This is a genomic window from Pseudomonas sp. UME65, assembly GCF_014170225.1.
GTDB lineage: Bacteria > Pseudomonadota > Gammaproteobacteria > Pseudomonadales > Pseudomonadaceae > Aquipseudomonas > Aquipseudomonas protegens.
The window spans coordinates 1-22,209 of sequence record NZ_LZZQ01000010.1; the positions used below are offsets into that span (position 1 = coordinate 1).

Annotated in this window: 16 protein-coding genes; 10 read left to right on the top strand and 6 right to left on the bottom strand. The window is 63.2% G+C overall.

The features are described 5' to 3' along the window. Nucleotides 1-175: 175 nt before the first annotated feature. From A9971_RS07735 to A9971_RS07750, 4 genes are all read right to left on the bottom strand, one after another. Nucleotides 176-3,022 (bottom strand): valine--tRNA ligase, encoded by a 2,847-nt coding sequence (locus tag A9971_RS07735; RefSeq protein ID WP_053156478.1) that lies wholly within the window; start codon nucleotides 3,020-3,022, stop codon nucleotides 176-178. Nucleotides 3,023-3,141: 119 nt separating this feature from the next. Continuing rightward, nucleotides 3,142-3,630 (bottom strand): DNA polymerase III subunit chi, encoded by a 489-nt coding sequence (locus tag A9971_RS07740; protein WP_183001364.1) that lies wholly within the window; start codon nucleotides 3,628-3,630, stop codon nucleotides 3,142-3,144. A gap of 7 nt (nucleotides 3,631-3,637) precedes the next feature. Beyond that, entirely contained in the window at nucleotides 3,638-4,066 is a 429-nt protein-coding gene (locus tag A9971_RS07745) for a DNA polymerase III subunit chi (RefSeq protein ID WP_015634262.1), read from the bottom strand. 60 nt (nucleotides 4,067-4,126) lie between these two features. Then, nucleotides 4,127-5,617: a leucyl aminopeptidase gene (locus tag A9971_RS07750; protein WP_011059416.1), complete on the bottom strand. Its 1,491-nt coding sequence runs from the start codon at nucleotides 5,615-5,617 to the stop codon at nucleotides 4,127-4,129. Nucleotides 5,618-5,923: 306 nt separating this feature from the next. Between A9971_RS07750 and lptF the strand changes: the two genes are divergently transcribed. From lptF to pdxJ, 8 genes are all read left to right on the top strand, one after another. Continuing rightward, on the top strand, nucleotides 5,924-7,042 hold the full coding sequence (lptF, locus tag A9971_RS07755) for an LPS export ABC transporter permease LptF (protein WP_015634263.1): 1,119 nt from the start codon (nucleotides 5,924-5,926) through the stop codon (nucleotides 7,040-7,042). After that, the gene (gene lptG, locus A9971_RS07760; RefSeq protein ID WP_183001365.1) at nucleotides 7,035-8,096 is read left to right on the top strand and encodes an LPS export ABC transporter permease LptG; all 1,062 of its coding nucleotides are present in this window, start codon (nucleotides 7,035-7,037) and stop codon (nucleotides 8,094-8,096) included. The genes lptF and lptG overlap by 8 nt, the downstream gene beginning before the upstream one ends. A 168-nt stretch (nucleotides 8,097-8,264) precedes the next feature. Next, nucleotides 8,265-10,064, top strand: coding sequence for a translation elongation factor 4 (gene lepA / locus A9971_RS07765; protein WP_011059419.1), 1,800 nt, complete (start codon nucleotides 8,265-8,267; stop codon nucleotides 10,062-10,064). A 5-nt stretch (nucleotides 10,065-10,069) separates the two neighbouring features. Then, nucleotides 10,070-10,924 (top strand): signal peptidase I, encoded by an 855-nt coding sequence (lepB, locus tag A9971_RS07770; RefSeq protein ID WP_011059420.1) that lies wholly within the window; start codon nucleotides 10,070-10,072, stop codon nucleotides 10,922-10,924. A gap of 216 nt (nucleotides 10,925-11,140) precedes the next feature. Then, entirely contained in the window at nucleotides 11,141-11,830 is a 690-nt protein-coding gene (gene rnc / locus A9971_RS07775; protein ID WP_011059421.1) for a ribonuclease III, read from the top strand. Further along, nucleotides 11,823-12,725, top strand: a complete 903-nt coding sequence (era, locus tag A9971_RS07780) for a GTPase Era (protein ID WP_019094760.1) — start codon at nucleotides 11,823-11,825, stop codon at nucleotides 12,723-12,725. Before rnc ends, era begins: the two co-directional genes overlap by 8 nt. Nucleotides 12,726-12,843: 118 nt before the next feature. Beyond that, on the top strand, nucleotides 12,844-13,533 hold the full coding sequence (gene recO, locus A9971_RS07785) for a DNA repair protein RecO (RefSeq protein ID WP_011059423.1): 690 nt from the start codon (nucleotides 12,844-12,846) through the stop codon (nucleotides 13,531-13,533). A 49-nt stretch (nucleotides 13,534-13,582) separates the two neighbouring features. Then, a complete protein-coding gene (pdxJ, locus tag A9971_RS07790) occupies nucleotides 13,583-14,329 on the top strand; it encodes a pyridoxine 5'-phosphate synthase (protein ID WP_011059424.1) in 747 nt (248 codons plus the stop codon). 66 nt (nucleotides 14,330-14,395) lie between these two features. On the opposite strand, the gene mltF is transcribed toward pdxJ, so the two are convergent. Next, nucleotides 14,396-15,856, bottom strand: coding sequence for a membrane-bound lytic murein transglycosylase MltF (mltF, locus tag A9971_RS07795; RefSeq protein WP_011059425.1), 1,461 nt, complete (start codon nucleotides 15,854-15,856; stop codon nucleotides 14,396-14,398). Between the two features lie 287 nt (nucleotides 15,857-16,143). On the opposite strand from mltF, the gene purL reads away from it, so the two are divergent. Both purL and A9971_RS07805 read left to right on the top strand, forming a co-directional pair. Beyond that, nucleotides 16,144-20,040, top strand: coding sequence for a phosphoribosylformylglycinamidine synthase (gene purL / locus A9971_RS07800; protein ID WP_011059426.1), 3,897 nt, complete (start codon nucleotides 16,144-16,146; stop codon nucleotides 20,038-20,040). Nucleotides 20,041-20,045: 5 nt separating this feature from the next. Then, nucleotides 20,046-20,357, top strand: coding sequence for a YqfO family protein (locus A9971_RS07805; RefSeq protein WP_015634269.1), 312 nt, complete (start codon nucleotides 20,046-20,048; stop codon nucleotides 20,355-20,357). A gap of 123 nt (nucleotides 20,358-20,480) precedes the next feature. Here the strand turns inward: A9971_RS07805 and nagE are convergent, their stop codons facing one another. Further along, nucleotides 20,481-22,187, bottom strand: a complete 1,707-nt coding sequence (gene nagE, locus A9971_RS07810) for an N-acetylglucosamine-specific PTS transporter subunit IIBC (protein WP_123430105.1) — start codon at nucleotides 22,185-22,187, stop codon at nucleotides 20,481-20,483. Nucleotides 22,188-22,209: the final 22 nt, after the last annotated feature.

The window sequence follows — 22,209 nt, forward strand, 5'->3', positions numbered from 1 at the left end:
GGCGGGCATTGTCCCATATCTTGCGGCGTTGGGGCGGGAGGCTTCGCCGCCGGCAAGCCGGCTCCTGGCAAACCACCGCGTAACGCTTTCGCTGGCTTGCCAGCGAAAGCGATCTGCCGCCAATAAAAAAGGGAGGCCTTTGCGGCCTCCCTCTTTCACACTGCGCGAATCGCCGTTACAGGCTGGAGATCCGTGCGTGCTGCTCCGCCAGCTTGCCCAGGGCCTGTTCGGCCTCGGCCAGTTTGGCGCGTTCCTTCTCGATCACTTCGGCCGGGGCCTTGTCGACGAAGGACGGGTTGGACAGCTTGCCGCCCACTCGCTGCACTTCGCCTTGCAGGCGCTGGATTTCCTTGTCCAGGCGCGCCAGTTCGGCGCCCTTGTCGATCAGGCCGGCCATGGGCACCAGCACTTCCATCTCGCCCACCAGGGCCGTGGCGGACAGCGGCGCTTCGTCGCCGGCAGCCAACACAGTGATGGACTCGAGACGGGCCAGCTTCTTCAGCAAGGCTTCGTTCTCGGTCAGGCGACGCTGGTCTTCGGCGCTGACGTTCTTCAGGAACAGGGCCAGGGGCTTGCCCGGGCCGATGTTCATTTCCGCGCGAATGTTGCGAGTGCCGAGCATCAGGCCCTTGAGCCATTCGATGTCGTCCTCGGCGCCTTGGTCGATGCGGGTTTCGTTAGCCACCGGCCAAGGTTGCAGCATGATGGTCTTGCCGGTGCTGCCTGCCAACGGCGCCAGGCGCTGCCAGATTTCCTCGGTGATGAACGGCATGAACGGATGCGCCAGGCGCAGCGCCACTTCCAGCACGCGCACCAGGGTGCGACGGGTGCCGCGCTGGCGTTCAACCGGCGAGTTCTCGTCCCACAGCACGGGCTTGGACAGCTCCAGGTACCAGTCGCAGTACTGGTTCCAGATGAACTCGTACAGGGCCTGGGCGGCCAGGTCGAAACGGAACTGGTCGAGTTGGCGGGTGACTTCGGCTTCAGTGCGCTGCAGCTGCGAGATGATCCAGCGGTCCGCCAGGGACAGCTCGTAAGCTTCGCCGTTCTGGCCGCAGTCTTCGCCCTTGTCCAGTACGTAGCGCGCGGCGTTCCAGATCTTGTTGCAGAAGTTGCGGTAACCCTCGACGCGGCCCATGTCGAACTTGATGTCGCGACCAGTGGTGGCCAGGGAGCAGAAGGTGAAGCGCAGGGCGTCGGTGCCGTAGCTGGCGATGCCGTCGGCGAATTCGGCGCGGGTCTGCTTCTCGATGGCTTTCTGCAGTTTGGGCTGCATCAGGCCGGTGGTGCGCTTCTGCACCAGGGTTTCGAGGTCGATACCGTCGATGATGTCCAGCGGGTCGAGGACATTGCCCTTGGACTTGGACATCTTCTGGCCCTGGCCGTCGCGGACCAAGCCGTGCACGTACACGGTCTTGAACGGAACCTGCGGCGTGCCGTCTTCGTTCTTCACCAGGTGCATGGTGAGCATGATCATCCGGGCGACCCAGAAGAAAATGATGTCGAAGCCGGTGACCAGCACGTCGGTGGGGTGGAAGGTCTTGAGGAAGTCGGTCTGCTCCGGCCAGCCCAGGGTGGAGAAGGTCCACAGGCCCGAACTGAACCAGGTGTCGAGCACGTCGTTGTCCTGCTGCAGGGCAACGTCCGGGCCGAGGTTGTGCTTGGCCCGTACTTCCGCTTCGTCGCGGCCGACATAGACTTTGCCCGACTCGTCGTACCAGGCCGGAATGCGGTGTCCCCACCACAGCTGGCGGCTGATGCACCAGTCCTGGATGTCACGCATCCAGGAGAAATACATGTTCTCGTACTGCTTGGGCACGAAGGCGATGCGGCCGTCTTCCACGGCGGCGATGGCAGGTTCTGCCAGCGGCTTGGTGGAGACATACCACTGGTCGGTCAGCCACGGCTCGATGACGGTGCCGGAACGGTCGCCCTTCGGCACTTTCAGCGCGTGGTCGTCGACGCTCACCAGCAGGCCGGCGGCGTCGAACGCGGCCACGATCTGCTTGCGTGCTTCGAAGCGGTCCAGGCCCACGTACTCGGCCGGGATCTTGCCGTCGATGCTGTCGTTCAGGCTGCCGTCCAGGTTGAACACTTGGCAGGCCGGCAGTACGGCGGCGTTCTTGTCGAAGATGTTGAGCAGCGGCAGGTTGTGGCGCTTGCCGACTTCATAGTCGTTGAAGTCGTGGGCCGGGGTGATCTTCACGCAGCCGGTGCCGAATTCGGGGTCGCAGTAATCGTCGGCGATGATCGGGATGCGGCGGCCCACCAGGGGCAGCTCGACGAATTTGCCGATCAGGGCCTTGTAGCGCTCGTCTTCAGGGTTCACCGCGACGGCGGAGTCACCGAGCATGGTTTCCGGACGGGTGGTGGCGACGATCAGGTAGTCGTTGCCTTCGGCTGTCTTGGCGCCGTCGGCCAGCGGGTACTTGAGGTTCCACAGGAAACCCTTCTCGTCGTGGTTTTCCACTTCGAGGTCGGAAATCGCCGTGTGCAGCTTGGTGTCCCAGTTGACCAGGCGCTTGCCGCGGTAGATCAGGCCGTCTTCGTGCAAGCGCACGAAGGCTTCCTTCACCGCTTCCGAGAGGCCGTCGTCCATGGTGAAGCGCTCGCGGCTCCAGTCCACGGAGGAGCCCAGGCGGCGGATCTGGCGGCTGATGTTGCCCCCGGACTGATCCTTCCATTCCCAGACTTTCTCGAGGAATTTTTCCCGGCCCAGGTCATGGCGATTCTGGCCCTGGGCTTCGATCTGGCGCTCCACCAGCATTTGCGTGGCGATACCGGCGTGGTCGGTGCCCGGCTGCCACAGGGTGTTGCGACCCTGCATGCGGCGGAAACGGATCAGGGCGTCCATGATCGCGTTGTTGAAGCCGTGGCCCATGTGCAGGCTGCCGGTGACGTTCGGCGGCGGGATCATGATGGTGTAGGAGTCGCCCGCGCCTTGCGGGGCGAAGTAGTTCTCGGACTCCCAGGTCTGGTACCAGGAAGTTTCAATGGCGTGCGGCTGGTAGGTCTTATCCATGCGCGGCGGGACCCTATTGGCATTTATTCAGGAAAAGCCGGGAAGTATAGCGGAGGGGGGCGGCAGCAAGCCACCAGCGGCAAGCGACAAGATGGCCCGGCCCGGCTTTTGCGTGTGGCTTATGGTTTGCCGCTGGTGGCCGCTGCGAGCAGGCGTTCCAGGCGGGCGTCGAGGCGACGCTTGATCTCGGTTTCGATATGCGGCGCGAAGTCGTCGATCACGTCCTGCATGATCAGTTGTGCGGCGGCGCGCAGTTCGCTGTCCAGGTGCAGCAAGGCATCGGCGTTGTTGCTGGCGGTGGCAGGCTTGGCGACGGGGGCCGCCGCTGCAGGTGCTAGAGCGGGTGTTGCCGCTTGAGCCGGCGCGGGGGTGGCCACTTGCGCCGGGGCTGGCGCGGGTTGCGCCTTGGCGGGTGCGGCAGGAGCGGCTTGGGCAGCGGCCGGCTGCTGGTTGCCCACCATATCGAACAGCAGGGGAATCTGTACTTCGCTGCTGACGGTCTCGGTCAGCAGTGGCGGTTGCAGGTTTTCATCGCCGAGCAGTTTACGGATCGACTCGAGGTCATCCAGCAGGTGCGCGGGCTTTTGCAGCGGATTGGGAGTGTCCATCGGGTGCTCAGAGTCGCTGTAAACGGTGATCTTGCAGAGGATAGCCCTGTTCGCGATAGAAACGGAAACTCTCGCGGGCCGCCTGACGAATAGCGGGGTCTTCCACCACCACCTCGGCAATCCGGGCAAAACGCGGGGCGAAGGCCGGCACTTTCAGGTCCAGGTTCACCAGCAGGTCATTGTGGGGGCCGGGGTCCTGGCCGAGGCCGAGGACGATCAGGCTTTCGGGTTCGCTTTCCGCCGGGCCGTGGGGGACGAAGGTTTCGCCCTTGAAGCGCCACAGGCGGGCATCGAGCTCGTCCCGTTGCTCTGCATCGCTGCAATGCAGGTAGATGCGGTGGCCCATGCGCCAGGCCTTGTCGGTGAGCTTGCAGGCAAAATCCAGGCGCGCCGCAGGGTCCGCGCTGGGAAGAATATAGAAGTCGACTTTGGTCATTGGGCTTCCTGAGCCGAGGAGGGCTCCGCCTTCATGCGGCGCCCCCTGCGGTCATGGTTTTCAGGCTTTGGCGCGGTCCAGCAGGTATTGGGTCAGCAGGGGGACCGGACGGCCAGTGGCGCCTTTGTCCTTGCCACCGCTGGTCCAGGCAGTGCCGGCGATGTCCAGGTGCGCCCAGTTGAGGTTCTTGGTGAAGCGCGAGAGGAAGCAGGCGGCGGTGATGGTGCCGGCCTTCGGCCCGCCGATGTTGGCGATGTCGGCGAACGGGCTGTCCAGTTGCTCCTGGTACTCGTCGAACAACGGCAGTTGCCAGGCGCGGTCGTCGGCTTGCTGGCCGGCGCTGAGCAGTTGGCCGATCAGTTCGTCGTTGTTGCCCAGCAGGCCCGAAGTATGGGCGCCCAGGGCGACCACGCAGGCGCCGGTGAGGGTGGCAATATCGATCACGGCCTGTGGCTTGAAGCGCTCGGAGTAGGTCAGGGCATCGCACAGCACCAGGCGGCCTTCGGCGTCGGTGTTGAGGATCTCCACGGTCTGCCCGCTCATGGTGGTGACGATGTCGCCAGGACGCGCGGCGCCACCGCTGGGCATGTTCTCGGCGCAGGCCAGGATGCACACCAGGTTGATCGGCAGCTTCAGCTCCAGCACGGCGCGCAGGGTGCCGAACACGCTGGCGGCGCCGCCCATGTCGTACTTCATTTCATCCATGCCGGCGCCCGGCTTGAGGCTGATGCCGCCGGTGTCGAAAGTGATGCCCTTGCCCACCAGGGCGAACGGCTTCTCGGACTTCTTGCCGCCGTTGTACTGCATGACGATCAGGCGTGGCGGCTGGTCGCTGCCCTGGCCCACGGCATAGAACGAGCCCATGCCCAGTTCCTTGATCTTCTTCTCGTCGAGGACCTCGACCTTCAGGCCCTTGAACTCCTTGCCCAGGGCCTTGGCCTGTTCGCCGAGGAAGGTCGGGTGGCAGACGTTCGGCGGCAGGTTGCCCAGGTCGCGGGTAAAGGCCATGCCGTTGGCGATGGCCTGGGCATGGGTTACGCCGCGCTGGACTTCGGCTTCGGCGGCCTTGATGGTCAGCAGGGTGATTTTCTTCAGGGCGCGGGGCTCGGCCTTCTGGCTTTTGTAGCGGTCGAAGACATAACCACCGTCCACCAGGGTTTCCGCCAGCAGGCGGGTCTTGCCGTAGCTGTCGCGGCCCTTGACCACGACTTCATCCAGCGCCAGCACGGCGTCGCTGCCGCCCAGGCCCTTGAGGGTGGTGAGCACGCCGCTGATGATCTTGCGGAACGGGCGGTCGCCCAGTTCGCCGTCCTTGCCGGTGCCTACCAGCAGCACCCGCTCGGCCTTGAGCTTGGCCACGCCGTGCAGCAGCAGGCTCTGGCCGACCTTGCCGGCCAGGTCGCCGCGCTTGAGTACGGCGCTGATGGCGCCGCCGCTGAGTTCGTCGAGTTGCTTGGCAACGTTGCCGAGTTTGCGGCCTTCGCCGACGGCGACCACCAGGGTGGCGGTCTTCAACGTTTCCGGGCTAACGCTTTTTACAACCAGTTCCATGTCTGGGTCCCTGAATAAATGGTCAAAGAGCGCAGGAGGCTGTCCTGCGCCGAGCTTATCTATATAGAAGAAGACGCCGCATGCTGCCGACGACAAAGCCGCCAGTTTGAACCTCGCCGGTCGCGGCTGACAACCCTCGCATGGGCCAGTTTCGGCGCATTAGAGCGCTGGGTGAGCATCCTCCGTGACAGGCGCGCGCAATCACAGGATAATGCGCCATCTTTTTTCGGCGGCCCTGCGTCTGGGGTCGGCTCGATACGTTTGCTTGTTCGGCCGCCTTAGCCTGACAACCCTGGAGTGTCTGGTTTGATCGTCTTTCGTTATCTGTCCCGCGAAATCCTGCTGACCCTGAGTGCCGTGAGCGCGGTATTGCTGGTCATCATCATGAGCGGGCGCTTCGTCAAGTTCCTCGCGCAAGCCGCCTCGGGGGCCCTGGATCCGGGCTCGCTGTTCCTGATCATGGGTTTTCGACTGCCGGGCTTCTTGCAACTGATCCTGCCCCTGGGGCTGTTCCTCGGCATTCTCCTGGCTTACGGCCGGCTCTATCTCGAAAGCGAGATGACCGTGCTGTCGGCCACCGGCATGAGCCAGCAACGCCTGTTGGGCATAACCATGATCCCGGCGGCCCTGGTGGCCCTGCTGGTGGCTTGGCTGAGCCTGAGCCTGGCGCCCCAGGGTGCCAACCAGTTCCAGCTGTTGCTGAACAAGCAGGATGCCCTGACCGAGTTCGACACGCTGGTGGCGGGGCGCTTCCAGGCGCTCAACGACGGTACCCGGGTCACCTACACCGAGCAGTTGTCCGAAGACCGAACCAACCTGGGCGGCGTGTTCATTTCCGAGAAGCGCCTGGGCCAGCAGAAAAAGGACGAGGGCATTTCGGTGCTGGTGGCCGAGAAGGGCCATCAGGACATTCGCCCCGACGGCAATCGTTACCTGATCCTGGAAAACGGCTATCGCTATGACGGCAACCCGGGCGAGGCCAACTACCGGGTGATCAAGTACGACACCTACGGTGTTTTGCTGGAGCGTCCGGACGTCAGCGACGAAGTCACCGATCGCGATGCCATGCCCACCGCTGACCTGATCGGCAAGGATGACCTGCGAGCCCGTGCCGAGCTGCAATGGCGCCTGTCCCTGCCATTGCTGGTGTTCATCGTGACACTGATGGCGGTGCCGCTGTCCCGGGTGAACCCGCGCCAGGGCCGCTTCCTCAAGCTGATCCCGGCGATCCTGCTGTACATGGCTTACCTGACCATCCTGATCGCCGTGCGCGGTGCACTGGAGAAGGGCAAGATTTCCCCGGCCCTGGGGCTGTGGTGGGTGCACCTACTGTTTCTGTTGATCGGCCTCGGCCTGATGTATTGGGAGCCGATGCGCTTGAAAATGGCGAGTCGTCGCAGCGTGAAGGAGATGGCTCGTGGTTAAGCTCGATCGCTACATCGGTAGCAGTGTGTTCATGGCTATCCTGGCGGTCCTGGGGATCATCCTCGGGCTGGCCTCGCTGTTTGCCTTCATCGATGAAATGGGGGCTGTCAACGAAACGTATACCGTGGTGGATGTAATGAGCTACGTGGCCCTCACTGCGCCGCGTCGGGTCTATGAAATGCTGCCGATGGCAGGCCTGATCGGCTGCCTGATCGGCCTTGGCAGCCTGGCCAGTAACAGCGAGTTGACCATCATGCGCGCGGCCGGTGTATCGGTGGGCCGTATTGTCTGGGCGGTCATGAAACCCATGCTGGTACTGATGCTGGTGGGCGTGCTGGTGGGTGAATACGTAGCGCCGGCCACCGAGACCCAGGCCCAGGCCAGCCGGGCCCTGGCCCAGGGTTCCGGCGATGCCCAGAGTTCCAAGCACGGCCTGTGGCACCGCCAGGGCGATGAATTCATCCATATCAACGCAGTGCAGCCCAATGGCCTGCTCTATGGCGTGACCCGCTACCACTTCGATGACCAGCGCCACATGCTGTCGTCGAGTTTTGCCCGCCAGGCCCGTTTCCACGAGGACTACTGGCAGTTGACGGATGTCACCACCACCTACTTCCGCGACGGTCATACCGAAGTCATCAGCGTGCCCGGCGAACGTTGGGATGTGGCCTTGAGCCCGCAACTGCTGAGCACTGTGGTGATGGCGCCGGAATCCCTGTCCATCAGCGGCCTGTGGGGCTACATCCACTACCTGGCCGACCAGGGCCTGAACAACGGTCGCTACTGGCTGGCGTTCTGGGTCAAGGTCCTGCAACCGATGGTGACGGCGGCGCTGGTATTGATGGCCATTTCCTTCATTTTCGGTCCGCTGCGTTCGGTGACCCTGGGTCAGCGGGTATTCACCGGCGTACTGGTGGGTTTCACCTTCCGCATCGCCCAGGATCTGCTGGGCCCTTCGAGCCTGGTATTTGGCTTTTCGCCGCTGTTCGCGGTGCTGGTGCCTGCGGGTATCTGCGCGGTGGCGGGCGTCTGGCTGTTGCGCCGGGCCGGCTGATTCCGCGGCTTTGCCAGGGTCTTGACGTAACGCCCCGGTCCTTGGATCGGGGCGTTTTTGCATTTGACAAACGCTGACAGGCGAGCGTGACGCTTGTGCCGAGTATCAGGTACAATTCCCGGCTATTTTTCGGCGGGCCATGCCTGCAGCCTTTTTGAGTGTTCATCCGTGAGTGATTTGAGTCATATCCGCAATTTCTCCATCATCGCCCACATTGACCATGGCAAGTCGACTCTGGCCGATCGCTTCATCCAGATGTGCGGCGGCCTGGCCGAGCGCGAAATGGAAGCCCAGGTTCTGGACTCCATGGACCTTGAGCGTGAGCGCGGGATCACCATCAAGGCCCACAGCGTCACCCTCTATTACAAGGCCCGCGACGGCATTACCTACCAGCTGAACTTCATTGACACCCCGGGCCACGTGGACTTCACCTACGAAGTCAGCCGTTCCCTGGCGGCCTGTGAAGGTGCATTGCTGGTGGTGGACGCCGGCCAGGGCGTCGAAGCCCAGTCGGTTGCCAACTGCTACACCGCCATCGAGCAAGGCCTGGAAGTGATGCCGGTGCTGAACAAGATCGACCTGCCACAGGCCGATCCGGAGCGGGTCAAGGAAGAGATCGAGAAGATCATCGGTATCGATGCCACCGACGCCGTGACCTGCAGCGCCAAGACCGGCCTGGGCGTGGACGAGGTGCTCGAGCGCCTGGTGACCACCATTCCGGCACCGACCGGCAACATCGAAGACCCGCTGCAAGCCCTGATCATCGACTCCTGGTTCGACAACTACCTGGGCGTCGTGTCCCTAGTACGTGTACGTCATGGCCGGGTGAAGAAGGGCGACAAGATCCTGGTCAAGTCCACCGGCAAGATCCATCTGGTGGACAGCGTTGGTGTATTCAACCCGAAACACACCGCCACCACCGACCTCAAGGCCGGTGAAGTGGGCTTCATCATCGCGGGCATCAAGGACATTCACGGCGCGCCCGTGGGTGACACCCTGACCCTGAGCTCGACCCCGGACGTTGAAGTGCTGCCGGGTTTCAAGCGCATCCAGCCCCAGGTCTACGCCGGCCTGTTCCCGGTCAGCTCCGACGACTTCGAGGATTTCCGCGAAGCCCTGCAGAAGCTCACCCTCAACGACTCTTCCCTGCAGTACACCCCGGAAAGCTCCGACGCCCTGGGCTTCGGCTTCCGCTGCGGGTTCCTCGGCATGCTGCACATGGAGATCATCCAGGAGCGCCTGGAGCGCGAGTACGACCTGGACCTGATCACCACCGCACCGACGGTAATCTTCGAGCTGCAACTGAAGAACGGTGAAACGATCTACGTCGACAACCCGTCCAAGCTTCCGGATCTGTCGGCGATCGAAGACATGCGCGAGCCGATCGTGCGGGCCAATATTCTTGTGCCGCAAGAGCACCTGGGCAACGTCATAACCCTGTGCATCGAGAAGCGCGGCGTGCAGCACGACATGCTGTTCCTCGGCAGCCAGGTCCAGGTGACCTACGATCTGCCGATGAACGAAGTGGTCCTGGACTTCTTCGACCGCCTGAAATCCACCAGCCGCGGCTATGCTTCGCTGGATTACCATTTCGATCGTTACCAGTCGGCTAATCTGGTGAAACTGGATGTGCTGATCAACGGTGAGAAGGTCGACGCCCTGGCGTTGATCGTGCACCGTGACAACGCCCACTACAAAGGGCGTGCGCTGACCGAAAAGATGAAAGAACTGATTCCTCGGCAGATGTTTGACGTGGCAATCCAGGCCGCCATTGGCGGGCAGATTGTGGCGCGGACAACCGTCAAGGCGCTCAGAAAGAACGTACTGGCCAAATGCTACGGCGGCGACGTTAGCCGTAAGCGCAAGCTGTTGGAAAAGCAGAAGGCCGGTAAGAAACGCATGAAGCAAGTGGGCAACGTGGAAATTCCACAAGAAGCCTTCCTTGCCGTGCTCAGGTTGGATAGTTAGGTCCTATGTCACTAAATTTCCCGCTGTTGCTGGTCATCGCTGTCTTCGTTTGCGGTCTCTTGGCGTTGCTCGACCTGGTGTTCCTGGCACCGCGCCGGCGTGCCGCCATTGCCAACTATCAGGGCAGCGTCAGCCAGCCGGACGGGGTGGTGGTCGAGAAGCTGAGCAAAGAGCCGCTGCTGGTTGAATACGGCAAGTCGTTCTTTCCGGTGCTGTTCATCGTCCTGGTGCTGCGTTCGTTCCTGGTGGAGCCGTTCCAAATTCCATCGGGCTCGATGAAGCCGACCCTGGATGTGGGCGACTTCATCCTGGTGAACAAGTTTTCCTACGGGATCCGCTTGCCGGTGATCGACAAGAAGGTCATCGAAGTCGGTGATCCGCAGCGCGGCGATGTGATGGTGTTCCGCTACCCAAGCGATCCGAACGTCAACTACATCAAGCGTGTGGTCGGCCTGCCGGGTGATGAAGTGCGCTACACCAGCGACAAGCACCTGTTCGTCAACGGTCAGCCGGTGGCGGAGCAACTGGTGGGGGCTGAACCCGGCACCTTGGGCAGCGCCGAGCTGTACAAGGAAAAACTGGGCGCCGCCGAGCACTTGATCCGCAAGGAAATGAGCCGTTACCGGGCAACCCCGGACGGTCGCTGGGTGGTGCCGGCCGGGCACTACTTCATGATGGGCGACAACCGCGACAACTCTAACGACAGTCGCTACTGGGACGATCCAAGTATTCCCAAGGACCTGCTGGGCATGGTTCCCGACAAGAATATCGTCGGCAAGGCCTTCGCAGTCTGGATGAGCTGGCCCGAACCGAAACTCAGCCACCTGCCGAATTTCTCGCGGGTTGGCCTGATCAAGTAATCACACGCGGCGCTGTTGAACACAGCGCCGAATGCTTTTCTGGCTCTTGTATAAAACGGCCTTGCCCTTGGGCGACCCGTAACAGCCTTATCGCCAGAAGCATGCAGTCAACGATATTCAGGATGTAAATTTGAACACAGCGTTAATTGCCACCCGCACCTCGTGCGCGGCCCCTGGGATGGCGAGTTTCGGCAACGAAACCAGCGTGGGTAAACCGTGAGCGTTTCTTTGAGCCGTCTCGAGCGTCAGCTCGGTTATTCCTTCAAGGACCAGGAGCTGATGCTGCTGGCCCTCACTCACCGCAGCTTTGCCGGGCGCAACAACGAACGCCTGGAGTTTCTCGGTGACGCCATTCTCAACTTCGTTGCCGGCGAGGCGCTGTTCGAGCGCTTTCCCCAGGCCCGCGAAGGCCAGCTGTCGCGTTTGCGCGCGCGTCTGGTAAAAGGTGAAACACTGGCGGTGCTGGCCCGTGGTTTCGACCTGGGCGAGTACCTGCGCCTGGGCTCCGGCGAATTGAAGAGCGGCGGTTTCCGTCGTGAGTCGATCCTTGCCGATGCCCTGGAGGCCCTGATTGGTGCGATCTACCTGGACGCCGGCATGGAGACTGCCCGTGACCGCGTGCTGTCCTGGCTGGCCTCGGAGTTCGAGAGCCTGACCCTGGTGGACACCAACAAGGACCCCAAGACCCGGCTGCAGGAGTTCCTCCAGTCCCGCGCCTGCGAATTGCCACGTTACGAAGTGGTGGATATCCAGGGCGAACCGCATTGCCGGACATTCTTCGTTGAATGTGAAGTCACCTTATTGAATGAAAAAAGCCGAGGTCAGGGTGTGAGCCGCCGTATTGCCGAACAGGTAGCGGCCGCCGCAGCACTGATTGCCCTGGGCGTGGAGAATGGCCATGACTGATTCAACTGCAACACGCTGTGGCTATGTCGCCATCGTCGGCCGCCCCAACGTGGGCAAGTCGACGCTGCTCAACCACATCCTCGGTCAGAAGCTGGCGATCACCTCGCGCAAGCCCCAGACCACTCGTCACAACATGCTCGGGATCAAGACCGAAGGCGCCATCCAGGCGATCTACGTCGATACCCCCGGTATGCACAAGAGCAACGAGAAGGCGCTGAACCGCTACATGAACAAGACCGCTTCGGCGGCGTTGAAAGACGTCGACGTGGTGATCTTCGTGGTCGATCGCACCAAGTGGACCGACGAAGACCAACTGGTACTGGAGCGTGTGCAGTACGTGCAGGGCCCGGTAATCCTGGCGATCAACAAGACCGATCGCATCGAGGATAAGGCCGAGCTGATGCCGCACCTGACCTGGCTGCAGGAGCAACTGCCGAACGCCGAGATCGTGCCGGTCTCCGCCCAGCAGGGCCACAACCTCGAAGCCCTGGAAGGCCTGATCGCCAAGCACCTGCCGGAGAACGACCACTTCTTCCCGGAAGACCAGATCACCGACCGCAGCAGCCGCTTCCTCGCCGCCGAACTGGTGCGGGAAAAGATCATGCGCCAGCTCGGTGCCGAGCTGCCCTACCAGATCACCGTGGAAATCGAAGAGTTCAAGCAGCAGGGCAAGACCCTGCATATCCATGCCTTGATCCTCGTCGAGCGCGACGGCCAGAAGAAAATCATCATTGGCGACAAGGGTGAGCGGATCAAGCGCATCGGCATGGAGGCGCGCAAGGACATGGAGCTGCTGTTCGATTCCAAGGTCATGCTCAACCTCTGGGTCAAGGTCAAGGGCGGCTGGTCCGACGACGAACGCGCCCTGCGCTCGCTGGGCTACGGCGACCTCTGATGCACTTCGCCGGCAAGCCGGCTCCTGCACCTTCCTGTAGGAGCCGGCTTGCCGGCGAACAGCTGCAACCCCTTCTCCGGACCCGGTTCCCTCTCTTCCCCTGAGATCCCTCGCAACCATGTCCAGCAACGCCCCAGTCGGCCAACTCGCCTACGTCCTGCACAGCCGCGCCTACCGCGAAAGCAGTGCCCTGGTGGATTTTCTTACCCCCCAAGGTCGCCTGCGAGCGGTGCTGCGCAATGCCCGGGGCAAGGCCGGGACCCTGGCGCGGCCCTTCGTGCCCCTGGAGGTCGAGTTTCGCGGCCGTGGCGAACTGAAGAACGTCGGGCGCATGGAAAGTGCCGGCATTGCCGCCTGGCTCAATGGCGAGGCGTTGTTCAGCGGCCTCTATCTGAACGAGCTGTTGATTCGCCTGCTGCCGGCGGAAGATCCCCATCCTGCGGTATTCGACCACTACGCTGCCACGCTGCTGGCCCTGGCCGAAGGCCGTCCCCTGGAGCCTCTGCTGCGGGCCTTTGAGTGGCGCCTGCTGGATGACCTGGGCTACGGCTTTGCCCTGGACAGCGACATCCATGGCGCGCCCATTGCTGCCGACGGCCTGTATCGCTTACAGGTGGATGCCGGGCTGGAGCAGGTGTTCCTGCTGCAGCCGGGGCTGTTCAACGGCACCGAGTTGCTGGCCATGGCCGATGCCGACTGGAGCGCTCCCGGCGCGCTGTCGGCGGCCAAGCGCCTGATGCGCCAGGCCCTGGCGGTGCACCTGGGCGGCCGGCCCCTGGTCAGTCGCGAGTTGTTTCGCAAGCCTTAGTCTCCCCGTATGCTGTGCGCCGAATCTTCATTTATTCAGGAGCGCTTCCGTGACCACCAGCAATCGCATTCTTCTTGGCGTGAACATCGACCACGTTGCCACCCTGCGCCAGGCACGGGGCACCCGTTACCCGGACCCGGTCAAGGCAGCGCTGGACGCGGAAGAGGCGGGCGCCGACGGCATCACCGTGCACCTGCGCGAAGATCGCCGGCATATCCAGGAGCGCGACGTGCTGCTGCTCAAGGACGTGCTGCAGACCCGCATGAACTTCGAAATGGGCGTCACCGAAGAGATGATGGCTTTTGCCGAGCGTATCCGTCCGGCACATATCTGCCTGGTGCCGGAAACCCGCCAGGAGCTCACCACCGAAGGCGGCCTGGATGTGGCGGGGCAGGAGGCGCGGATCAAGGCGGCGGTAGAGCGGCTGTCGAAAATCGGTTCCGAAGTGTCCCTTTTCATCGACGCCGACGAGCGCCAGATCGAGGCCTCCAAGCGGGTCGGCGCGCCGGCCATCGAGTTGCACACCGGGCGTTATGCCGATGCCCAGACGCCCAGTGAAGTGGCCGAGGAGCTGCAGCGTATCGTCGACGGCGTTGCTGTTGGCCTGGCCCAGGGGCTGATCGTCAACGCCGGCCATGGCCTGCATTACCACAACGTCGAGGCGGTGGCGGCGATCAAGGGCATCAACGAGCTGAACATCGGCCATGCCCTGGTGGCACACGCTCTGTTTGTCGGTTTCAAAGGTGCGGTGGCTGAGATGAAGGCCTTGATCCTGGCGGCTGCGGCCAAGGCCTGAATCGCCTTCGCCGGCCAGCCGGCTCCTGCACAACCTGCGTAGGAGCCGGCTGGCCGGCGAATGCTTTTAAAGCGGCGGATTCTCTTCCGGCGGCTTGGTCTTGTTGACCCCGGGTACGTGCAGGTTGCCTTCGGCAACCTGGTCGCCTTCCAGCTGCGGCTGGGTCACCCAGGTGAGAATGTCGTAGTAGCGACGGATGTTGGCGACGAAATGCACGGGCTCGCCGCCCCGGGCATAGCCGTAGCGGGTCTTGCTGTACCACTGCTTCTGCGACAGGCGCGGCAGCATCTTCTTCACATCCAGCCACTTGTTCGGGTTCAGGCCCTCTTTCTCGGCCAGCTTGCGCGCATCGTCCAGGTGGCCGGTGCCGACGTTATAGGCGGCCAGGGCGAACCAGGTGCGGTCCGGTTCCTCGATCTTGTCGTCCAGCTGTTCCTTGATATAGGCCAGGTACTTGGCCCCGCCGCTGATGCTCTGCTTGGGGTCCAGGCGGTTGGAAACGCCCATGGCCTGGGCCGTGTTCTGGGTCAGCATCATCAGCCCGCGCACCCCGGTCTTGGAGGTGACCTCGGCCTGCCACATCGATTCCTGATAGCCCACCGCCGCCAGCAGGCGCCAGTCGAGCTTTTCCTGCTTGGCCGACGCCTTGAAGTGCTTCTCGTACTTGGGCAGGCGTTGCTGCAGGTGCTGGGCAAAGGTGTAGGCGCCGACATAGCCGAGCACGTCCACATGGCCGTAGTAGCGGTCCTTCAGGCGTTGCAGGGTGCCGTTCTTCTCGACCTTGTCGAGGAAACTGTTGATCTCGTTGAGCAGGCTGTTGTCGTCGCCTGCGGCCACGGCCCAGCTCTGGCTGCGGGCGTCGCCCAGGTCAAAGGCCACTCGCACATTGGGGAAGTAGACCTGGTTCATCGCCAGTTCGTTGGAGTCCACCAGGGTCAGGTCGATCTGCCCTTCGTCCACCATGCGCAGCAGGTCCACCACTTCCACGGCGTCCGACTCTTCGTATTCGATGCCGGGGTACTTGAGCTTGAGTTCCGCCAGTTGTTCGGCGTGGGTGCTGCCCTTGAGCACCATGATGTGCTTGCCCACCAGGTCTTGCGCGGTGGTGGGGCGGGAACGGCCATTGCGATAGATGACCTGGGGCGTGACTTCCAGATAGGGGTGGGAGAACCGCACCTGCTGCTTGCGCTGCTCGCTGCTCACCAGGCCGGCGGCGGCCAGTACCGGGCCCTTGGGCTGGCCCAGCTGGTCGAATAGGTCGTCGAGGTTGTCGGCGGTCTCGATCTTGAGCTCCACCCCCAGATCGTCGGCAAAGCGTTTCACCAGCTCGTATTCGAAGCCGGTTTCACCGTTACGATCCTGAAAGTAGGTGGCAGGGCTGTTACGGGTGACCACCCGCAGCACACCATCCTCCTTTACGCGCTCGAGCGTGCTGGGTTTCTCAACACAGGCGCCGAGCATCAGGAAGAGTCCGGTAACGATGAGCCACTTGGCGCAGCGCGGACGTAAAGCCATAGGGGAAAACATTGGCGCAGTATACGCAAAGGATAACGGCCGCCATATCTCGACAGCGAAGGGCTTGTCTGCTAGCGATGGTCGAGCCGGGCTGAAGGCCTCAGGAATGGGGCCTGGGCGCTGAATGTGACGTTTAAAATAACCACCGGCAATGACCCTGATGAGGCTTTGTTATAGGGGGCTGGCCCCGGGCCGACGTCCGGAGGCGCCCGGGGGTTGCGTTTCGAGTGCCGATGCCAGCGGTTTACGTTAGAATGCACGGCCTCAAAGCACACCCCCTTCCCGAGGCTGTCCCGAAGATGTTGATCCTGCGCGGCGCTCCTGCCCTTTCTGCCTTTCGCCACAGCAAACTCCTTGAGCAACTGAGCCAGAAAGTACCGGCTGTCAGTGGCTTGTATGCTGAATTCGCTCACTTCGCCGAAGTCACCGGCGTCCTGACCGGCGACGAACAGCAGGTGCTTGCGCGCCTTCTGAAGTACGGCCCCAGCGTTCCGGTACAAGAGCCGACCGGCCGTCTGTTCCTGGTCCTGCCACGTTTCGGCACCATTTCGCCGTGGTCGAGCAAGGCCAGCGACATCGCCCGCAACTGTGGCCTGGCGAAGATCCAGCGCCTGGAGCGCGGCATCGCCTTCTATGTGGCAGGTGAGTTCAGCGAGGCCGAGGCCCAGCTGATCGCCGACGCCCTGCACGACCGCATGACCCAGATCGTGGTGGCCAACCTGGAACAGGCCGCCGGCCTGTTCAGCCACGCCGAACCCAAGCCGCTGACCGCCATCGACATCCTCGGCGGTGGCCGTGCTGCGCTGGAGCAGGCCAACAGCGAGCTGGGCCTGGCCCTGGCCGAAGACGAAATCGATTACCTGATGAACGCCTTCCAGGGCCTCAAGCGTAATCCCCACGACATCGAACTGATGATGTTCGCCCAGGCCAACTCCGAGCACTGCCGCCACAAGATCTTCAACGCCAGTTGGGATATCGACGGCCAGAGCCAGGAAAAAAGCCTGTTCGGCATGATCAAGAACACCTATCAGATGCACAACGAAGGTGTGCTCTCCGCCTATAAGGACAACGCCGCGGTCATCGTCGGTTCGGTTGCCGGGCGTTTCTATCCGAACCCTGAGACCCGCCAGTACGGTGCGGTGCAGGAGCCGGTGCACATCCTGATGAAGGTCGAGACCCACAACCACCCGACCGCCATCGCGCCGTTCCCGGGGGCCTCCACCGGTTCCGGCGGTGAAATCCGCGACGAAGGCGCCACCGGGCGCGGCGCCAAGCCCAAGGCCGGCCTCACCGGTTTCACCGTGTCCAACCTGCAGATCCCGGGCTTCGAACAGCCGTGGGAAGTGCCGTACGGCAAGCCAGAGCGCATCGTCACCGCCCTCGACATCATGATCGAAGGCCCACTGGGTGGCGCGGCGTTCAACAACGAATTCGGCCGTCCGGCCCTGACCGGTTATTTCCGCACCTTCGAGCAATCCATTACCACGCCTCGTGGCGATGAAGTTCGCGGTTACCACAAGCCGATCATGCTGGCAGGCGGCATGGGCAACATCCGTGACGAGCACGTGCAGAAAGGCGAGATCACCGTCGGCTCCAAGCTGATCGTGCTCGGCGGCCCGGCGATGCTCATCGGCCTGGGCGGCGGCGCCGCTTCCTCCATGGCCACCGGCACCAGCTCGGCGGACCTGGATTTCGCTTCGGTACAGCGTGAAAACCCTGAGATGGAACGCCGTTGCCAGGAAGTCATCGACCGTTGCTGGCAACTGGGGGATAACAACCCCATCAGCTTCATCCACGACGTGGGCGCCGGTGGCCTGTCCAACGCCTTCCCGGAACTGGTCAACGATGGCGGCCGTGGCGGTCGCTTCGAACTGCGCAACATCCCCAACGACGAGCCGGGCATGGCCCCGCACGAAATCTGGTCCAACGAATCCCAGGAGCGTTATGTCCTGGCGGTGGGCGCTGCGGATTTCGAACGTTTCAAGGCCATCTGCGAGCGTGAGCGCTGCCCGTTCGCGGTGGTCGGCGAAGCCACTGCCGAACCACAGTTGACCGTGACCGACAGCCACTTCGGCAACAGCCCGGTGGACATGCCGCTGGAAGTGCTGCTGGGCAAGGCCCCGCGCATGCACCGTTCGGCCGTACGGGAAAACGAGTTGGGTGACGATTTCGATCCAAGCACCCTGGATATCGCCGAGAGCATCGAGCGCGTCCTGCACCACCCGGCCGTGGCCAGCAAGAGCTTCCTGATCACCATCGGCGACCGCACCATCACCGGCCTCGTGGCCCGCGACCAGATGGTCGGCCCATGGCAGGTGCCGGTGGCCGACGTGGCCGTGACCGCCACCAGCTTCGACGTCTACACCGGTGAGGCCATGGCCATGGGCGAGCGCACGCCGCTGGCCCTGCTGGATGCCCCGGCGTCCGGCCGCATGGCGATCGGCGAGACCCTGACCAACATCGCGGCCTCGCGCATCAACAAGATCAGCGACATCAAGCTCTCCGCCAACTGGATGTCCGCAGCCGGCCACCCGGGCGAAGACGCGCGCCTGTACGACACCGTCAAGGCAGTGGGCATGGAGCTGTGCCCAGAGCTGGGCATCACCATCCCGGTGGGCAAGGACTCCATGTCCATGGCCACCCGCTGGAACGAAGAGGGCGTGGACAAGAGCGTCACCTCGCCGCTGTCGCTGATCGTCACTGGCTTCGCACCCGTAGCGGACATTCGCCAGACCCTGACCCCGCAACTGCGCATGGACAAGGGCACCACCGACCTGATCCTGATCGACCTCGGTCGCGGGCAGAACCGCATGGGCGCCTCGATCCTCGCCCAGACCCACGGCAAGCTCGGCAGCCAGGCACCGGACGTGGATGATGCGGAAGACCTCAAGGCCTTCTTCGCGGTGATCCAGGGCCTCAACGCCGACGGTCACCTGCTGGCCTACCACGACCGTTCCGATGGCGGCCTGCTGGTCAGCGCCGTGGAAATGGCCTTCGCCGGCCATTGCGGCTTGAACCTGAGCCTCGACGCCGTGGCGGAAAACACCGCCGAAATCGCCGCCATCCTGTTCAACGAAGAGCTGGGTGCGGTAATCCAGGTGCGCCAGGACGCTACTCCGGACGTGCTGGCCCAGTTCAGCGCCGCCGGCCTGGGCGATTGCGTGGCCGTGATCGGCCAGCCGATCAACAACGGTGAAGTGAGCATCTCCTACAACGGCGAAAGCGTGTTCACCGGCCAGCGTCGCCTGCTGCAGCGTCAGTGGGCTGAGACCAGCTACCAGATCCAGCGCCTGCGGGACAACGCCGACTGCGCCGAGCAGGAATTCGACGTGGTACTGGAAGAAGACAACCCGGGCCTGAGCGTCAAGCTGGGCTTCGACGTCAACCAGGACATCGCCGCGCCTTACATCAAGAAAGGCGTGCGTCCACAGGTGGCGGTACTGCGTGAGCAGGGCGTCAACGGCCAGGTGGAAATGGCAGCGGCCTTTGACCGCGCCGGCTTCAACGCCATCGACGTGCACATGAGCGATATCCTCGCCGGTCGTGTCGACCTCAACGACTTCAAGGGCATGGTTGCCTGCGGTGGCTTCTCCTACGGCGACGTACTGGGCGCTGGTGAAGGCTGGGCCAAGTCGGCGCTGTTCAACAGCCGTGCGCGGGATGCCTTCCAGGGCTTCTTCGAACGTACCGACAGCTTCACCCTGGGTGTGTGCAACGGTTGCCAGATGATGTCCAACCTGCACGAGCTGATCCCGGGCAGCGAGTTCTGGCCGCACTTCGTGCGCAACCGCTCCGAGCAGTTCGAAGCGCGGGTGGCCATGGTCCAGGTGCAGGAGTCGAACTCGATCTTCCTGCAGGGCATGGCCGGTTCGCGGATGCCGATCGCCATCGCCCACGGTGAAGGCCATGCGGAGTTCGAAAGCGAAGAGGCATTGCTGGAAGCCGACCTGTCCGGTTGCGTGGCCCTGCGTTTCGTCGACAACCACGGCAAGGTTACCGAGCGTTACCCGGCCAACCCCAACGGTTCGCCGCGCGGGATCACCGGTCTCACCAGCCGCGACGGTCGCGTCACCATCATGATGCCGCACCCTGAGCGGGTGTTCCGTGCCGTGCAGAACTCCTGGCGCCCGGATGAGTGGAACGAAGATGGGGCGTGGATGCGCATGTTCCGTAACGCTCGGGTCTGGGTGAACTGAGGCTGATGTACAAGCTCAGCTTCTTCGTGCCCCCCAGCCATGTGGAGTCGGTCAAGAGCGCTGTGTTCGCCGCGGGCGGCGGACGCATCGGCGCCTATGACCAGTGCGCCTGGCAGGTGCTTGGCCAGGGCCAGTTTCGCCCGTTGGACGGCAGCCAGCCGTTTCTCGGGCAGACCGGCCAGGTGGAGCGGGTGGAGGAGTGGAAGGTCGAGCTGGTGGTGGCCGACGAACTGATTCGCGACGTGGTACTGGCCCTCAAGCAGAGCCATCCCTACGAAACGCCGGCTTATGAAGTCTGGCGCCTCGAAGCGTTCTGAGGTTATCCACAGACACAAAGCCCGCTGAACCGGCAACGGTCAGCGGGCTTTTTTGTGGGCCTTCGCCGGCCAGCCGGCTCCTACAGGAGCCTTGTAGGAGCCGGCTTGCCGGCGAAAGTGCCTTCAAGCACCTGCGCCGACCTCTTGGTGCAGCAAGCCCGTCAGCGCCACCTGCAAGCCCCCGGCCTTTTCGCCAATCAGCACGTGCCAGACGTCCCCTTCCATGCGCCGCATGCCCTGGCAGCCCAGCCCCTTGAGCGCCGGCTCCGACAGGCTGCGGCTATTGTTCACTCGCACTCGCAACCGGGTCAGGGCCACACAGTCCATCTGCACCAGATTGTCCCGACCGCCGAGGGCGTTGAGCCACTGCTGGGCTTCGTGGATGGAAATGTCGACCTGCGGGGTTTCTTCAACAGGCGCCTGTGCCACCGCAGCCCTGGCCGAAACGGGTGACGCCAGGCGGATCTCGTCGGCGATGCTGTCTGCCAGCGGCCCCACCACCACCTGCAAGCTGCCGCCCTTGCCGGGGCGCACCACGGCCATGGCGCCCAGAGCCTTGAGCTCGCTGTCCGAAGCCAGGTTGCGGTCTGCCAGTTCCAGGCGCAGGCGCGTAGTGCAGGCACCGACGGTAAGCAGGTTGCCGGCGCCACCCAGGGCCTTGATGTAGGCCGCGGCGCGCTGATCGACGCTCAGTTCAGTCTTTTCGCTGGAGGGGCTGTCTTCACGGCCCGGGGTCTTGAGGTTGAAGCGACGGATGCAGAAATCGAACACCAGGTAGTACACCACCGCGTACAGCAGGCCCACCGGAAACACCTTCCAGCCGTTGGTGGAGCGGCCCCAGCCCAGGGCCATGTCGATGGCGCCGCCGGAAAAGGTAAAACCCAGGTGGATGTTCAGCAGGTTGGTCAGGGCCATGGCCAGCCCGGTGAGCAGGGCATGCACCAGGTACAGCAGGGGGGCAAGGAACATGAAGGCGAATTCGATCGGTTCGGTGACCCCGGTCAGGAAGGATGTCAGGGCCATGGACAGGAAGATCCCGCCCATTACCTTGCGCCGTTCCGGCGGTGTGTTGCGGTACATCGCCAGGCAGGCGGCGGGCAGGCCGAACAGCATCATCGGGAACATCCCGGTCATGAACTGGCCGCCCTTGGGGTCGCCGGCAAAGTAGCGGGTCAGGTCGCCGGTGACCACGGCGCCGGTGCTCGGGTCGGTGAAGCTGCCGAAGATGAACCAGGCCATGTTGTTGAGGATGTGGTGCAGGCCGGTGACGATCAGCAGCCGGTTGAACACGCCGAAGACAAAGGCGCCGAAGCTGCCGCTCTCCAGCAGCAACTGGCCGAAGCTGTTGATGCCGTGCTGGATCGGCGGCCAGATCAGGCCGAACACCACCCCCAGGCCCACGGCGGTGAAACCGGTGGCGATGGGCACGAAGCGCCGGCCGCCGAAGAACGCCAGGTACTCCGGCAGCTTGATGTCCTTGAAGCGGTTGTACAGCGCGCCGGCCATCAGCCCGCTGATGATCCCGGCGAGCATGCCCATGTTGATGCTGGCGTCCAGCACCTTGAGGGTCGAGATCATTACCAGGTAGCCAATGGCCCCGGCCAGCCCGGCGGTGCCATTGTTGTCCTTGGCAAAGCCGACGGCGATACCGATGGCGAAGATCAGCGCCAGGTTGCCGAAGATCGACTGCCCGGCATCGTGGATGATCGCGATGTTCAGCAGGTCGGTGTCGCCCAGGCGCAGCAGCAGACCGGCGATGGGCAAGATAGCGATGGGCAGCATCAGCGCCCGGCCGAGGCGTTGCAGGCCCTCGATGAAATACTGGTACATGGCGTCTCTCCTGGAATTCTTG

Excerpts from the sequence above, each read along its gene's own strand:
- era (WP_019094760.1), top strand. The coding sequence starts at position 11,823 with ATGACTGATTCAACTGCAACACGCTGTGGCTATGTCGCCATCGTCGGC.
- A9971_RS07750 (WP_011059416.1), bottom strand. The coding sequence starts at position 5,617 with ATGGAACTGGTTGTAAAAAGCGTTAGCCCGGAAACGTTGAAGACCGCC.
- A9971_RS07735 (WP_053156478.1), bottom strand. The coding sequence starts at position 3,022 with ATGGATAAGACCTACCAGCCGCACGCCATTGAAACTTCCTGGTACCAG.
- A9971_RS07740 (WP_183001364.1), bottom strand. The coding sequence starts at position 3,630 with ATGGACACTCCCAATCCGCTGCAAAAGCCCGCGCACCTGCTGGATGAC.
- A9971_RS07745 (WP_015634262.1), bottom strand. The coding sequence starts at position 4,066 with ATGACCAAAGTCGACTTCTATATTCTTCCCAGCGCGGACCCTGCGGCG.
- A9971_RS07805 (WP_015634269.1), top strand. The coding sequence starts at position 20,046 with ATGTACAAGCTCAGCTTCTTCGTGCCCCCCAGCCATGTGGAGTCGGTC.
- purL (WP_011059426.1), top strand. The coding sequence starts at position 16,144 with ATGTTGATCCTGCGCGGCGCTCCTGCCCTTTCTGCCTTTCGCCACAGC.
- lepB (WP_011059420.1), top strand. The coding sequence starts at position 10,070 with ATGTCACTAAATTTCCCGCTGTTGCTGGTCATCGCTGTCTTCGTTTGC.
- nagE (WP_123430105.1), bottom strand. The coding sequence starts at position 22,187 with ATGTACCAGTATTTCATCGAGGGCCTGCAACGCCTCGGCCGGGCGCTG.
- mltF (WP_011059425.1), bottom strand. The coding sequence starts at position 15,856 with ATGTTTTCCCCTATGGCTTTACGTCCGCGCTGCGCCAAGTGGCTCATC.
- recO (WP_011059423.1), top strand. The coding sequence starts at position 12,844 with ATGTCCAGCAACGCCCCAGTCGGCCAACTCGCCTACGTCCTGCACAGC.